A 13,976-nucleotide genomic window follows, 5' to 3' on the forward strand; every position below is an offset into this window, starting at 1 on the left:
GAGACAAGCTTTGTCGCGGACAGACAAGTCGTGTCGCGAATAATGAAAATCGGCGAGGGGTATTTTCATCCGCTGTAGCGGAAGAGATAGAGCTTCTGGGGGGAGAGGTGAAGGTTGAGTGCGGTTCTGTAGGAGCGAGGCTTGCCCGCGATGGCGTCGTTTCTGACACACCGCGGGGCCCCGATAATCGCGAGCAAGCTTCGCTCCTACAGAAGCTTGCTCGTGATCGAAGGGTTATTTGACGACTTTGCCCACGCCGCGCCCGCGCGGGTCGGAGGCCGTTTCCAGCTGGCTGCCGGTGACCCGGATCGCCTGGATATCGCCCATCTCCCAGCCCTGGTCTTCCAGGGTGTAGCCCATGGCTTTCAGCTCGTCGGCGACCTTGCCGCTGAGCGGTGCGTAGGCGTCGTAGTAGATGGTGTCCTTGGGCAGCAACTGGTGATGCACACGCTGCGCGGCCACGGCTTTTTCCAGCGGCAGGTTGAAGTCGTAGAGGTTGTTCAGCACCTGGAAGATCGAGGTGAAGATCCGCGACCCGCCTGGCGTGCCCAGCACCAGGGTGACCTTGCCGTCGCGGGTCACCAGGCTCGGGCTCATGGACGACAGCATGCGCTTGCCCGGCGCGATGGCGTTGGCATCGCCGCCGACCACGCCAAAGGCGTTGGCCACCCCGGGCTTGGCGCTGAAGTCGTCCATTTCGTCGTTGAGCAGGAACCCCGCGCCCTTGACCACCACACCGCTGCCGTAGTCCCAGTTGAGGGTGTAGGTATTGCTCACCGCGTTGCCATCGGCGTCGACGATGGAGAAGTGGGTGGTCTGGTGCCGCTCCAGGCCCGGGCGGACTTTTTCGGTGGGCGAGATGGCCGTCGGGTTGATCTCGGCGGCGCGTTTTTTCAGGTAGGCCGGGTCGGTCAGCTGCTTGACCGGCACCTCGGAGAACGCCGGGTCGCCGAGGTAATCGGCGCGGTCGGCGAACACGCGTTTTTCGATTTCCGCCAGCAGGTGGATGTACTTGGCCGAGTTCAGCTCGACGCCCTTGAAGTCCGCCGTGCGCTCTTCCTTGATGGTCATCAACTGCGCCAGGGCCACACCGCCGGAGCTGGGCGGCGGCGCGGTGTACAGGGTGTTGCCGCGCCAGTTGACCTGTAGCGGCTCACGCCAGGCGACCTTGTAGTCCTGCAGGTCCTGCTTGGTGATCAGGCCTTTGTCGGCCTGCATCTGCGCCACCAGCAGGTCGGCGGTCTTGCCTTCGTAGAAATCCTTGACGCCCTGGTCGGCGATGCGCTCCAGGGTCGCAGCCAGTTCCGGCTGGCGGAAGGTTTCGCCGGCTTTCATGCTGCCGAAATAGTCGCCGAAGTTGGTGCTGTCCTTGAACAGCTTCAGCGCGTCCTCGCGGTACTGGTACTGCTTGTCGGCGACCTTGAAGCCGTTTTTCGCATAGCCCACCGCCGGGGTGATCAGCTCGCTCCAGGGCAGCTTGCCGAACTTCTTGTGCGCTTCCCACAGGCCCATCACCGTGCCCGGCACCCCCGCGGCGCGCGCGCCGACCAGGCTGAGGTTCTCGATGACCTCGCCTTTTTCGTTCAGGTACATGTCGCGGGTCGCGGCCTTGGGCGCGGTTTCGCGGTAGTCGAGGAAGTAGGGTTTGCCGTCGATGAACAGGGTCATAAAACCACCGCCACCAATGTTGCCGGCCTCGGGGTAGGTCACCGCCAGGGTGAAGGCGGTGGCGACCGCGGCATCCACCGCGTTACCGCCCTTCTTCAGAATCTGCGCCGCGACGTCGGCGCCATACTGGTTCGGCGCGGCGACCGCGCCCCCTTCCAGCAGCGCGGCGAAAGCCGGCGAGCTGGCGGCGATGGCCGCTGTCAGAGCCAAGGTCTTAAACAGAACAATGCGCATAAGGTCCGTCCTTTTATTGTTTTTGGCAGGTCGAACGATAGGGGCAAGATCGAGGGTGGAGCAATCGGCAAATAAAAACGGCCGCTTGAAGCGGCCGTCTGGCGAGGGGAAGAGTGACGGTAGCTACGGTGCCGCGCTTGAGGTCGTCACGACCGTACCGGTCGATCGTCCGAACGCGGCCCGAGCCTGCGACAGCGGCTACAGGATCACGCTGCCCGTGTAGCCGCTGCCGAGCCTGCGAGGCTGCGATCGGCAACGCAGTTGCCGCAAAACCTGAACCCGCGAACTGCCTGGAAAAACGCGCCAGCCGATTTACGACGGCTGCGCCGCCGAGCGCAGCCTCGCTGGCGCTCAACAGCGGCTACAGGGATAGCGGGTCAGACCATCTCGTTGCGAATCCACTCCAGCACCGAGGTGCGCCGCGGTACCCAGCCCAGCAGTTCGCGGGCGTTCTTGCCGCGTACGCGGCTGTTGGAGCCCAGGCCGTAGTTGGCCATTTCATAGCCCCACTCGGCTTCGGCCTGGGCCAGCGGCCAGTCTTGCGGGGCAGCGAGGTGCAGGGCCTGGGCCATGGCGGTGGTCATGTCGATGAACGAGGCCTCACCGCTTTCGACGAAGTAGAAGGTGCCCGCAATGTTGCAGGTCAGCGCCAGCAGGTACAGCGCCACCACGTCTTCGATATGCACGTTGGACCAGATGTTCTGCCCCGGCCCGACATGCCGCACCACGCCGCTGTTGCGCGCCTGCTTGAGCAGCCGCGGCAGCTGCACGCTGTCGCGTTTCACCCCGAGGCTGTGGCCGTAGATCAGGGTGTTGCAGAGCACCGCCGAGTTGACCCCGTCCCTGGCCGCGGCCAGCACCAGGTTGTCGATGGCCACACGCGCGGCCTTGTCGACAGTCGGCTCCGGCAACTGGTCTTCATAGTAGATGACGTCGCTGGCCTTGCCGCCCGAAGCGTCGCCAACGATGCTCGAACCGCTGGTGTGCAGGAAGACCTTGTTCGAGCCCTTGAGGGCTGCGAGCAGGACCTCCACCGCGCCACGATGGTCGCTGCTGGCGGCGTTGATCACCGCATCGGCGGCGCGGGCCTGCTCGGTCAGCACGGCGCTGCCGTCCAGGCTGCCGAGCACCGGCTTGATGCCCAGGGCAGTGAGTTCGGCGGCCTGTTCGGCGCTGCGCACCAGGCCGGTGACTTGATGGCCGGCCCGGACCAGGCCGGTGGCGATGGAACCACCGATAAAACCCGCGGCGCCGGTGACGAATACATTCATGGAGAAACTCCCTGGGTGGATAAGTGATGGCGCCAGTATCGGCGGGCGACTCCTGCCGAAACAGGCAGGCTGGCCCAAATCACTCTTGCGCAGGGATCACGAATCAGGGATCAGCCTTCCCACGGGAATTGACCTGTGTAGGAGCTGGCTTGCCAGCGACGGCGCCTGCCCGGGCGGTGCAAGGCGCCCGGCCCTATCGCCGGCAGCCGGCTCCTACAGGGACAAGGCCTCAGCCTTCGAACAGCGGGTTGGCGTAATCGGCCAGCTTGCCCTGGATAAAGTCGAGGAAGCACTGGATACGCAGGGCCAGCTGCGAGTTGCGGTAGTACACGGCGTTGATCGGCTGGCGATAGCCGCTGTTGAACTGGGCGAGGATCGGCGTGAGGCGCCCGGCGCGGATGTCGTCGATGGTCATGAAGTGCGACAGGCAGGCGATGCCCTGCCCTTCCAGCGCCAGGTGACGCACCGTCTCACCGCTGGAGGCGCTGATGCCCGGCTGGATCGGCCAGCGGTCGCCGTGCACATGGCGCAGCGGCCAGTGGTTGAGGGTTTCGGTCTGGGTGAAGCCCAGCAGGGTATGTTCGCTCAGCTCAGCCACGGTGGCGGGTGTGCCGTGCTGCTTCAGGTAGGCGGGGCTGGCGAGGATGTGCAGCGGGCTGCAACCGAGCGAACGCGCATGCAGGGTCGAGTCCGCCAGGGTGCCGATGCGGATCGCGATATCGGTGCTCTGTTCCAGCAGGTCGATGATCAGGTCGTTGCTGTTGAGCTCCAGCTGGATGTCCGGGTACAGGCTACGGAACTCGGCGATGTAGGGCACGATGGCGTGCAGCATGAACGGCGAGGCGGCGTTGATCCGCAAGCGCCCGGATGGTGTTTGCTGGCGGGACGACAGGCGTTCTTCGAGCTCGTCCATCTGGTCGAGGATCAGCTTGGCCTGCTCGAAGAAGTACTTGCCCTCTTCGGTCAGGTCCATGCGCCGCGTGGTGCGGTTGATCAGTGTGGTATCGAGCTTGGCTTCCAGGCGCGACAGGGTGCGGCTGACCGCCGACGGCGTCTGCCCGACCTGCTCGGCCGCCGCGGAAATCGAACCGCACTCGATGACGCAGACGAAGATCTGGAGTTCGTCGGATCTGGCTTTCACGTAAGTCCTCTATCTCGGTTGGGCGCCTGTAGCCGCTGCCGCAGGCTGCGATAAGGCCGAAGGCCTTCAACGATCTCACGACCTTGCGCCCCCTTCGGTGGCGATCGCAGCCTACGGCAGCGGCTACATCCTGTGTCGGGCTTGTGGCACGCCACCGATAGTAGCCGGATTTACGCGGGGAGGTTGAACACCGCCTTGAGGTGTTCTTCGTAACGCTGCACATCGGCTTCGATGTTCGGGCGCTTCATCACATCGACGCAGAGGAAGGTCGGCAGGCCGCGCATGCCGAGGAACTGGTTGGCCTTGTGGAACGGGAAGTACACCGCATCCACGCCCTTGGCTTCGAAGAAGTCGGTCGGGTCGTCGAAGGCTTGCTGCGGAGCGTTCCAGGTCAGCGACAGCATGTACTGCTTGTCGTGGATCAGGCCGCCGCTGCCGTATTTCTGCGAGGCGTCGGAGCGGGTACGGCCGTCGCTGGCGTAGAGGCTGCCGTGGCCCTCGGTGAAGACTTCGTCGATGTACTTTTTCACGGTCCAGGGCGCGCCCATCCACCAGCCCGGCATCTGGTAGACGATCACGTCGGCCCAGAGGAACTTGGCCACTTCTTCTTTAATGTCGTAGCCCTCGTCGATGTGGGTGACTTTCACGTCCACGCCACCACGGTCCAGCACCGCCACCGCGGTTTCATGCAGGGTCGCGTTGTAGCGGCCGTCGGAGTGGGCGAACTTCTTGCCACCGTTGAGCAACAGTACTTTTTTCATGATCCAGCCTCATCAGGAACAACCCTTTGGCGCTGCGCTGCAAGGCCGGGTCGAGAAGATTAAAAACGATGGGGCGGAGAATATCGTCGAAAGACGATATGAATAAGCGCGGTCCAGGCAAAAAACATTTGACCAATACGCACGAATAGGCGGCGGATTCGTGTCGTAGAATTTTTAAAACACCCTTACCCAGGAACGCAGCATGTCCGCACAGCACGGTTTTATCCTCCACGCCAAGACCCGCCCGGAAATGTCCGAGGCCTTCGAGGCGCTGTTTCGCGCCTATGTCGAGCCGAGCCGCGCCGAGCCCGGCTGCATCGAGTACCACATGCTGCGCGACCAGCAGGACCCAAGCCTGTTCATCTTCTATGAGATCTGGGAATCCCAGGCGCACCTGGACGTGCACTCCAACCTGCCGCACATGAAGGCGTTCTTCGACAAGCGCATGGATTACCTGGAACGGGACTTCGATATCCGCCGCATCGATATGCTCAGCCTGTCGTCTGCTAGCCGTTGATTAATAGGTGGCCGCCGAGTAACCCAAGGCCACAAAAGAACACCCGCTTGAACAGCACGGCGCTGATGCGCTGGCGCAACGCCTGGCCCAGCCACATGCCGAGCAGGGCCGGGATCAGCGCCAGCAGCGAGGCGCTGAGTTCGCCGCCGCCCAGGGCGCCGCGCCAGTACAGGCCGGCTGCCAGGGCCAGGGTCGAGACGGTGAACGACAGCCCCAGGGCCTGCACCAGCTCATCCTTGTGCAAGCCCAAGGCTTGCAGATAAGGCACCGCCGGAATCACGAACACCCCGGTGGCCGAGGTGATGACCCCCGTCACCAGGCCACAGGCCGGGCCCAGCCAGGTTTCCATTCGCGGCCGCAGCCGCAGGGTCGGCAGCAGCAATCCGCTCAGGGCATAGAGCAATAACGCAGCTCCCAGCGCCCGCACCACCCAGCGCCCACCGTCGATCCCCAGCCACAGGCTGCCCAGGCCGGTGCCGATAAAGATCGCCAGCAGCATCGGCCACAACCGCTTGAGCAAAGCCCACAGGTGCCCGCCGAACGCCAGTTGCCAGACATTGGTCAGGGTCGCCGGAATGATCAGCAAGGCCGCAGCCTGCGTCGGCGCCATAGCCAGGCCGAGCAGGCCCATGGCGATGGTCGGCAGGCCGAGGCCGATCACGCCCTTGATCATGCCGGCCAGGACAAAGGTGCCGATCACCAGCAGGGACAGGAGCAAACCGAGGTTCTGGTAAAACGCGAGGGAAGTGTTCATGGCGCTATCCTGCGCCGGCGGTGGTGGGCTGAAAATCTGCCATATACTGAGGCAGCCTCTTGCTTGGCGAGAGGCTCTGGATTTTCGGCGGCTGTGATGGCCTTATCGCGGGCAAGCCTCGCTCCTACAGGTATTGCACTGTCCTTGTAGGAGCGAGGCTTGCCCGCGATAGCCGCGCAGCGGCGCTTTCAAGGGACCCGCCCCATGCACTTCGACCTGACCGACCTGCGCCTGTACCTGAACATCCTCGACGCCGGCAATATCACCGCCGGCGCCAGCCGCAGCCATTTGTCCCTGGCCGCGGCCAGTGCGCGGATCCGCGCCATGGAGGCCTCCCTGGGCACCGAGTTCCTGCAGCGTGGCCGCCGTGGCGTCAGCCCGACACCCGCTGGCAAGGCCCTGGCCCAGCATGCGCGCGGCCTGCTGCAACAGGCCGAACACCTGCAGCAGGATCTGGCCGAATACGCCCGGGGCGTCAAAGGCCAGGTGCGCCTGTTGTGCAACACCACGGCGCTCAGCGAATACCTGCCGGAGCCGCTGGCAGACTTTCTCTGCGCCCACCCCAACCTGGATATCGACCTGCAGGAACTGCCCAGCCTGCGCATCACCCACGCCCTGCGCCAGGGCGCGGCGGACCTGGGAATAGTGTCCGACGCGGTGGATACCCAGGACCTGCAGACCCAGGCCTTTCGCGACGACCCGCTGGTGCTGGTCCTGCCCGCCCAGCACCCGCTGGCGGACGGTCGGGCCGTGAGTTTCAGCGACAGCCTGCACCACGACTATGTCGGCCTCGCCGCCCACAGCGCCCTGGCCGTGTACCTGGAAGAACAGGCCTTGCACCTGGGACTGCGGATGCCGATCCGCATTCGCGCCGACGGCTTCGATGGGGTGATGCGCATGGTCGCCCGGGGCGCCGGGCTGTCGGTGGTGCCCCGGGCCGCCGTCGAGCGCCGGGGGCCGGATGCATCGCTCACAGTGCTGCCGCTGATGGAGGCCTGGGCGCAACGCAAGCTGCTGCTGTGCGCCCGGAATTTCGAGCAGTTGCCCGCCTACGCCAAGGCCCTCCTGGAAACCCTGAGCCAACTGTAGGAGCAGCCGGTCGACGCTCGATTGCTCGCAATCCGCGCAGCGGCCATCCACTGCGGCGTCGCGACGAACGCTATCGCGAGCAAGCTTCGCTCCTACAGGTTTTGAGTCAGACCTTGGACAGCGCCCCTGCCGGCGCCCGGGATTTCCTGAAGAACAGCCAGTACGCCAGGGTCAGGATCGCCAGGAACGGCACGCCGAACACCAGGGTCATCTTGAAGGCTTCGGTGAAGTAGGTGGTGATCATCACCGCGCCCATCAGCACCAGGCCCAGCAGTGTGCTCCAGGGGAACAGGCGCATGCGGAACGACAGCTGCTGCTCGCCGTGGCGCTGGTGGTAACGGCGGAAGCAGTAGTGGGTGAGAAAGATCATGAACCAGGTGAAGATCGCGCCGAACATCGAGATCGCCATCATCAGGGTGAACGAGCTTTCCGGGTACAGCACGTTGATCAGGGTCGCCAGGCCGATGCCCGAACTGGACAGCAGCAAGGCGTTCAGCGGGATGCCGCTCTTGCTCAGGGCGCCCATGGACTTGGGCGCATAACCGCCACGGGACAGGCTGAACATCATGCGCGTGGTGATGTACAGCTGGCTGTTCATCGCCGACAGCGCGGCGATCAGGATCACGAAGTTCATCACCCCGGTGGCGCCGGGAATGCCGATGGTCTGCATCACCGTGACGAACGGGCTCTGCGCCTTGCCGGCCTGGACCCAGGGCACGATGGCCAGCATCAGCGCCAGGGTCAGCAGGTAGAACACCACCAGCCGCACCATGGTCGCGCGAAAGGCCTTTTTCACCGCCCGCTGCGGGTCCTCGGCTTCGCCGGCGGCCACTGCGATCATCTCCACGCTCAGGTAGCTGAAGATCGAGACGATCACCGCGATCCACATGCCCTGCACACCGTTGGGGAAAAAGCCGCCGTGGGCGCTGTAGTTGTGCAGGCCGTAGTCGGCATTGCCGGAGCCGAACACCACGTACACCGCGAGGATGATGAAGCCGACGATGGCGGCGATCTTGATGGTGGAGAACCAGTACTCGAAGTTGCCGAAGGTTTTCACGCTGATGGCGTTGAGCAGGATCAGCACGCTGGAGAACGAGACGATCCACACCCATTCCGGCACGTGGGCGAACCAGTACTTCATGTACATGGCGATGGCCGTGACCTCGGCGCCGACCGCCAGGACGATGGCCGCCCAGTAGGCGTAGCGCACCAGGAACCCGGCCAGCGGGCTGATGTAGAACTCGGCATAGGCGCCGAAGGAGCCGGAGGTGGAATGGGCCACGGTCATTTCCGCCAGGCAGCCCATCAGCAGCAGGGTGATGACCGCGCCGATGGCGTAGCTGAGCAGCACGCTGGGGCCGGCGTAACCGATGGCGTAGGCGCTGCCCATGAACAGCCCGGTGCCGATCGCCCCGCCGATGGCGATCATGCTCATCTGCCCGGCCGTGAGCTGGCGGCGCAAGCCCTGTTCACGATTGGAAATCGCTGCAAAACCCTTGTTGGTCGTGGTCACGTTCATCAGCCTCTTATTATTGTTTGCACGCGTTGATCGGTGTCGCGAGCCGTCCCTGGCCGGTTCTGGTATCGCCCTGTAGCCGCTGCCGCAGGCTGCGCTCGAGGCCGCAGGACTCGCACTTCCAGGCGCCGCGGTCTATCAGGCAGACCGTGGCCTCCGGGTTTGCGACGGCTGCGCCGCCGATCGCAGCCTGCGGCAGCGGCTACGGGTCAGGTCACGCTGTGGCGGATCTGGAACTGCGGCTGGGCCCAGGTCTTTTCGTCGAGGATTTCACCGAGGATCTGCACCGCGTCCCAGACTTCGCTGAAGCGGGTGTACAGCGGCGTGAAACCGAAGCGCATGATCCGCGGTTCGCGGTAGTCGCCGATCACGCCCCGGGCGATCAGGGCCTGGATCACCGCATAACCTTCGGGGTGTTCGAAGCTGACATGGCTGCCGCGCTTGTCGTGTTCGCGCGGGGTGACCAGCTTCAGGCCATGGGCCGCGCAGCGCTGCTCCACCAGTTCGATGAACAGGTCGGTCAGGGCCAGGGACTTGCGCCGCAGGCTGGCCATGTCGGTCTGTTCGAAGATCTCCAGGCCGCACTCGACCATGGCCAGCGAAGTGATCGGCTGGGTGCCGCACAGGTAGCGGGCGATGCCGCTGCTCGGCCGGTATTGCGCTTCCATGTCGAACTGCCGCGCATGGCCGAACCAGCCGGACAGCGGCTGCTTGACCAGGTCGCAGAGCGCCGGCGAAACCCAGGCGAAGGCCTGGGAACCCGGGCCACCGTTGAGGTACTTGTAGGTGCAGCCGATGGCGTAGTCGGCGCCGGCCTGCTTCAGGTCCACCGGCACCGCGCCAGCGGAGTGGGCCAGGTCCCACAGGCTCAGCGCGCCACATTCGTGAGTCAGCGCGGTCACCGCCTGCATGTCGTGCATGTAGCCGGTCTTGTAGTTGACGTGGGTGAGCATGACCACCGCGGTGTCTTCGCCAATGGCCAGGGGCAGCTCCTCGGGGCTGTCCACCAGGCGCAGGGAATAACCCTGCTGCAGCATCTCGGTCAGGCCTTCGGCGATGTACAGGTCGGTGGGAAAGTTACTGCTCTCGCTGACGATCACCCGCCGCTGCGGCGCCTTGAGCGCCTGCACGCGCAAGGCCGCGCTAAGCACCTTGAACAGGTTGATCGAGGTGGTATCGGTGATCACCACTTCGTTGGCATCGGCGCCGATCAGCCGGGCCAGGCGGTCGCCGAGGCGCTGCGACAGGTCGCGCCAGCCGGCGGTGTTCCAGCTGCGGATCAGGCCATTGCCCCATTCCTCGGCAATCACCTGTTGCGCCCGTTGCAGGGCCGCGACCGGGCGCGCGCCGAGGGAGTTGCCGTCGAGATAGATCACCCCGTCGGGCAGCGCGAACTGGTTGCGCAGCGGCGCCAGCGGGTCCTGTGCGTCGAGGGCCAGGCAGTGGTTTCTTGTTGTCATGGGAGGTCCTGTTTTCACTATGGCATGCGGCAACGCACGCGATGCCGAGGGAGGTATCGGCGGCTGCACGGTGAAGAAATAATGAACGAAGCCCTGGAGAATTTTCGTGCAAAATGCGCTATGAGAGCGGCACAGCCTCGAAGATTATTCGACTACAACTTAAAAAAACGCGGATAAATGCCAACCATGATTCTCGACTCGACAGACCTGCGAATCCTGCACTTCCTGCAACAGGACGGCCGTATCAGCAACCAGGAGCTGGCGGAGAAAGTCGCCCTCTCGCCCTCGGCCTGCCTGCGGCGCCTGCGTCTGCTGGAGGGCGAAGGCATCATCAGCGGTTATCGCGCAGTGCTCAACGCCGAGCGCCTGGGGATCGAGCTGGAGGCCATCGTCCACGTGTCGCTGCGCCAGGACGTGGCGGACTGGCACGAGACCTTTATCAAGAAGGTCCAGCAGTGGCCGGAAGTGGTGACCGCCTATGTGATCACCGGCGCCAGCAACTATGTTCTGCGGGTCCAGGCGCGCAACCTCAAGCACTTCTCGGATTTCATCGTCAATCACCTGAACCGCACGTCCGGGGTCACTGACATCCGTTCGGAAATCGTCCTGCAGAAAATCAAGGAACAGGACGGCCTGCTCGACCTGGTGCTGCGCAAGTAAGCCCTAGAAACCACCCAGGCGCCGCGCATCGTGGCGCTGCAGGGTGGTGCTGGGCGACTCGCCAAACAGCTTGCGGTATTCGGCGGAGAACCGCCCCAGATGGCTGAAGCCCCAGCCCAGGGCGATCTCGGAAATGGTCCGCGCCGAGCCATGTTCGAGGATCTCCTGGCGCACCGCATTGAGCCGGTACTTCTTCAGGTAGACCATCGGCGACAGGGCGAAATACTTCTTGAAGGCCTCGAACAGCTTGAAGCGCGAGACCCCCGCGGCGGCTTCCAGGTCCTCCAGGCACAGCGGTTCGCGGGCGTTGGCGTGAATGTATTGGCGGGCGCGGACCAGGTAGTGAGGCAACTTGACCTCCAGCACCTCGCGCAGCTCCGCCGAGTAGTTGTTCGGTTGGGCGAGGATCAGGCCCTTGATCAATGAGCTTTCCAGGTCGCGGGTGAAGGCCAGCTGTTCGTACAGCTCGCTGCTGCGCTCCAGTTCGGCGATGAAATAGCGCGCCATGCGCCACCAGGACGCCGAGGCCCCTTCCACCGCATCCATCACCGCCTCGAAGCGCAGCGGCGCTTCCGGTGGCCGTTGCAGCAAAGCCTCCAGCGCTTCGCTCATGGCCGCCCGGGTAATCACCACCTGGACTTTGCGGCAGTCGCCGGAGATCGCCAGCATCTGGCTTTCGTTGGGCGCGATGATCACCCCCTGGTCGCGGTTGGAACGCAGCAGCCGGCCGTCCTTGCTCAGCTCCTGATCGCCGCTCAGTGGCAGGCTCAGGCTGTAGCTGCTGAAATGCTCGGCGTCTTCGATGTCGATAGTGACGTCGGTGCCGTACTCGATGGTGCCCAGGGTCGTGGCCCGCGACTTGAACACGTTGGCACTGTGGTGAAAGCGGATGCGCTCGGGGGTGCTGGTCTCGAGCCGGTGTGGCCCGCAAATGCCGGACATCCAGCTTCTCGCCCCCTCGAGGTCGTAGCGATCGATACGAATATCGCGAAACTGCGAATCAGCCTTGCTATTCATCACGGCGCACCCACGGCAATATTTTTTTTGCGCGCTCTGACGGCGCGTCTGATTTGAAGTCCTGACCTGCAAGAGCAAGTTTTGCGCCACCGCCCGGCACTGCCAACCGACTGGATAGCAATCGCCAACTAAGTGGATAGAGCCTCTCCACCCGGTACGCAAAACCCACGCAAGACTGCGCCAAACAGTAGCTCATCGCGACATCGCAGTGCAGCCGTTGATCGCCTGGGGCGCAGGCCGTGGGTATTCAGCCCCCAGGTGTTACCCCCCGCGCCCGTAGGAGCGAGGCTTACCCGCGATGGGTACGGCGCGCTTTGGCGGATGCACCGCGTGATCCTTTATCGCGAGCAAGCTTCGCTCCTACAGAAGCCCTCAGCGCCATTCAATTTTATGGATGGCCTTGGCCGACTAAGCGGATAGCCACCCCTGCCCCGCACTCCCTCTAATGCACCCACTGATTGGCCTGAATAAAACCGCATCTATAAAAAAGGTAATCACTCATGAGTGGTGCAAGAAACGCAGAACAATGGAAAAGCTTCATCGACGGCTGCCTGGACTTTCGTCCGGACGACGGCGTATTCCGCATTGCCCGGGACATGTTCACCGAACCCGAGCTGTTCGACCTGGAGATGGAGCTGATCTTCGAGAAGAACTGGATCTACGCCTGTCACGAAAGCGAGCTGGCCAACAACCACGACTTCGTCACCCTGCGCGCCGGGCGCCAGCCGATGATCATCACCCGCGACGGCGAAGGCCGGCTCAACGCGCTGATCAACGCCTGCCAGCACCGCGGCACCACCCTGACCCGGGTCGGCAAGGGCAACCAGTCCACCTTCACCTGTCCGTTCCATGCCTGGTGCTACAAAAGCGACGGGCGCCTGGTGAAGGTCAAGGCGCCGGGGGAATATCCCGAAGACTTCGACAAGGCCACCCGCGGCCTGAAGAAGGCCCGCATCGACAGCTACAAGGGCTTTGTCTTCATCAGCCTCGACGTCCACGCCGACAACTCCCTGGAGGACTTCCTCGGCGACGCAAAGGTGTTCTTCGACATGATGGTCGCCCAGTCACCCACCGGTGAACTGGAAGTCCTGCCCGGCAAGTCCGCCTACACCTACGACGGCAACTGGAAACTGCAGAACGAGAACGGCCTCGACGGTTATCACGTGAGCACCGTGCACTACAACTACGTGGCCACGGTGCAGCACCGCCAGCAGGTCAACAGCGAAAACGGCGGCGCCAGCGCCACCCTCGACTACAGCAAGCTCGGCGCCGGCGACGCCAACACCGACGACGGCTGGTTCGCCTTCAACAACGGCCACAGCGTGCTGTTCAGCGACATGCCCAACCCTTCGGTGCGCTCCGGCTACGCCACCATCATGCCGCGGCTGGTGGAGGAGTACGGCCAGGAAAAGGCCGAATGGATGATGCACCGCCTGCGCAACCTCAACGTCTACCCGAGCCTGTTCTTCCTCGACCAGATCAGCTCGCAGCTGCGGATCATCCGCCCGCTGGCCTGGAACAAGACCGAGATCATCAGCCAGTGCATCGGGGTCAAGGGCGAATCCGACGCCGACCGGGAAAACCGCATCCGCCAGTTCGAGGACTTCTTCAACGTCTCGGGCATGGGCACCCCCGACGACCTGGTGGAATTCCGCGAAGCCCAGCGCGGCTTCCAGGGCCGCCTGGAACGCTGGAGCGACATCTCCCGCGGCAGCCACCGCTGGGCAACCGGGCCGACCCGCAACAGCGAGGCCATCGGCATCCAGCCGGCCATGACCGGCACCGAATTCACCCACGAAGGGCTGTACGTCAACCAGCACCGCAACTGGCAGAAATTCCTCCTCGACGGGCTGGCCAGACAATCCCTGAAACTGCGTGAGGTGTGAAC

Annotated in this window: 12 protein-coding genes; 4 read left to right on the top strand and 8 right to left on the bottom strand. The window is 63.9% G+C overall.

Annotated elements, in window-relative coordinates:
* Positions 1-234 precede the first annotated feature (234 nt).
* The 4 genes from ggt to J4D52_RS05555 all read right to left on the bottom strand — a co-directional run bounded on the left by ggt (position 235) and on the right by J4D52_RS05555 (position 5,075).
* Entirely contained in the window at positions 235-1,902 is a 1,668-nt protein-coding gene (gene ggt, locus J4D52_RS05540; RefSeq protein WP_102676229.1) for a gamma-glutamyltransferase, read from the bottom strand.
* Between the two features lie 377 nt (positions 1,903-2,279).
* Positions 2,280-3,173, bottom strand: coding sequence for an NAD-dependent epimerase/dehydratase family protein (locus J4D52_RS05545; protein ID WP_102676228.1), 894 nt, complete (start codon positions 3,171-3,173; stop codon positions 2,280-2,282).
* 229 nt (positions 3,174-3,402) lie between these two features.
* Positions 3,403-4,314: a LysR family transcriptional regulator gene (locus J4D52_RS05550; protein WP_053277355.1), complete on the bottom strand. Its 912-nt coding sequence runs from the start codon at positions 4,312-4,314 to the stop codon at positions 3,403-3,405.
* Positions 4,315-4,484: 170 nt separating this feature from the next.
* Positions 4,485-5,075, bottom strand: coding sequence for an NAD(P)H-dependent oxidoreductase (locus J4D52_RS05555; RefSeq protein WP_102676227.1), 591 nt, complete (start codon positions 5,073-5,075; stop codon positions 4,485-4,487).
* A 202-nt stretch (positions 5,076-5,277) separates the two neighbouring features.
* Here J4D52_RS05555 and J4D52_RS05560 point away from each other — a divergent pair, with 202 nt between their 5' ends.
* Positions 5,278-5,592, top strand: coding sequence for a putative quinol monooxygenase (locus J4D52_RS05560; protein WP_102676226.1), 315 nt, complete (start codon positions 5,278-5,280; stop codon positions 5,590-5,592).
* On the opposite strand, the gene J4D52_RS05565 is transcribed toward J4D52_RS05560, so the two are convergent.
* Complete coding sequence (locus J4D52_RS05565) at positions 5,582-6,346, bottom strand: sulfite exporter TauE/SafE family protein (protein ID WP_102676225.1); 765 nt, start codon at positions 6,344-6,346, stop codon at positions 5,582-5,584. The genes J4D52_RS05560 and J4D52_RS05565 overlap by 11 nt on opposite strands.
* Positions 6,347-6,550: 204 nt before the next feature.
* Here J4D52_RS05565 and J4D52_RS05570 point away from each other — a divergent pair, with 204 nt between their 5' ends.
* The gene (locus J4D52_RS05570; protein ID WP_102676224.1) at positions 6,551-7,435 is read left to right on the top strand and encodes a LysR substrate-binding domain-containing protein; all 885 of its coding nucleotides are present in this window, start codon (positions 6,551-6,553) and stop codon (positions 7,433-7,435) included.
* 106 nt (positions 7,436-7,541) lie between these two features.
* Here the strand turns inward: J4D52_RS05570 and J4D52_RS05575 are convergent, their stop codons facing one another.
* Positions 7,542-8,954 carry an amino acid permease gene (locus J4D52_RS05575; protein WP_164486994.1) on the bottom strand — a complete coding sequence of 471 codons (1,413 nt, stop codon included), beginning with the start codon at positions 8,952-8,954 and terminating at the stop codon, positions 7,542-7,544.
* A 206-nt stretch (positions 8,955-9,160) separates the two neighbouring features.
* Positions 9,161-10,411 carry a kynureninase gene (kynU, locus tag J4D52_RS05580; protein ID WP_102676223.1) on the bottom strand — a complete coding sequence of 417 codons (1,251 nt, stop codon included), beginning with the start codon at positions 10,409-10,411 and terminating at the stop codon, positions 9,161-9,163.
* 186 nt (positions 10,412-10,597) lie between these two features.
* Here kynU and J4D52_RS05585 point away from each other — a divergent pair, with 186 nt between their 5' ends.
* Entirely contained in the window at positions 10,598-11,071 is a 474-nt protein-coding gene (locus tag J4D52_RS05585; protein ID WP_009046863.1) for an Lrp/AsnC family transcriptional regulator, read from the top strand.
* A 3-nt stretch (positions 11,072-11,074) separates the two neighbouring features.
* Here J4D52_RS05585 and J4D52_RS05590 read toward each other — a convergent pair whose 3' ends face one another.
* The gene (locus tag J4D52_RS05590; RefSeq protein ID WP_025809956.1) at positions 11,075-12,088 is read right to left on the bottom strand and encodes a helix-turn-helix domain-containing protein; all 1,014 of its coding nucleotides are present in this window, start codon (positions 12,086-12,088) and stop codon (positions 11,075-11,077) included.
* Between the two features lie 500 nt (positions 12,089-12,588).
* Here J4D52_RS05590 and antA point away from each other — a divergent pair, with 500 nt between their 5' ends.
* Entirely contained in the window at positions 12,589-13,974 is a 1,386-nt protein-coding gene (gene antA, locus J4D52_RS05595) for an anthranilate 1,2-dioxygenase large subunit (RefSeq protein WP_063428235.1), read from the top strand.
* Positions 13,975-13,976 lie beyond the last annotated feature (2 nt).

The organism is Pseudomonas sp. GW460-12-10-14-TSB1, assembly GCF_017349775.1.
Taxonomy (GTDB): domain Bacteria; phylum Pseudomonadota; class Gammaproteobacteria; order Pseudomonadales; family Pseudomonadaceae; genus Aquipseudomonas; species Aquipseudomonas piscium.

What these genes read in the sequence shown, in the direction of transcription:
- J4D52_RS05590 (WP_025809956.1), bottom strand. Translation starts at nt 12,088, where the DNA reads ATGAATAGCAAGGCTGATTCGCAGTTTCGCGATATTCGTATCGATCGC.
- kynU (WP_102676223.1), bottom strand. Translation starts at nt 10,411, where the DNA reads ATGACAACAAGAAACCACTGCCTGGCCCTCGACGCACAGGACCCGCTG.
- ggt (WP_102676229.1), bottom strand. Translation starts at nt 1,902, where the DNA reads ATGCGCATTGTTCTGTTTAAGACCTTGGCTCTGACAGCGGCCATCGCC.
- antA (WP_063428235.1), top strand. Translation starts at nt 12,589, where the DNA reads ATGAGTGGTGCAAGAAACGCAGAACAATGGAAAAGCTTCATCGACGGC.
- J4D52_RS05555 (WP_102676227.1), bottom strand. Translation starts at nt 5,075, where the DNA reads ATGAAAAAAGTACTGTTGCTCAACGGTGGCAAGAAGTTCGCCCACTCC.
- J4D52_RS05560 (WP_102676226.1), top strand. Translation starts at nt 5,278, where the DNA reads ATGTCCGCACAGCACGGTTTTATCCTCCACGCCAAGACCCGCCCGGAA.
- J4D52_RS05585 (WP_009046863.1), top strand. Translation starts at nt 10,598, where the DNA reads ATGATTCTCGACTCGACAGACCTGCGAATCCTGCACTTCCTGCAACAG.
- J4D52_RS05575 (WP_164486994.1), bottom strand. Translation starts at nt 8,954, where the DNA reads ATGAACGTGACCACGACCAACAAGGGTTTTGCAGCGATTTCCAATCGT.
- J4D52_RS05545 (WP_102676228.1), bottom strand. Translation starts at nt 3,173, where the DNA reads ATGAATGTATTCGTCACCGGCGCCGCGGGTTTTATCGGTGGTTCCATC.
- J4D52_RS05565 (WP_102676225.1), bottom strand. Translation starts at nt 6,346, where the DNA reads ATGAACACTTCCCTCGCGTTTTACCAGAACCTCGGTTTGCTCCTGTCC.
- J4D52_RS05570 (WP_102676224.1), top strand. Translation starts at nt 6,551, where the DNA reads ATGCACTTCGACCTGACCGACCTGCGCCTGTACCTGAACATCCTCGAC.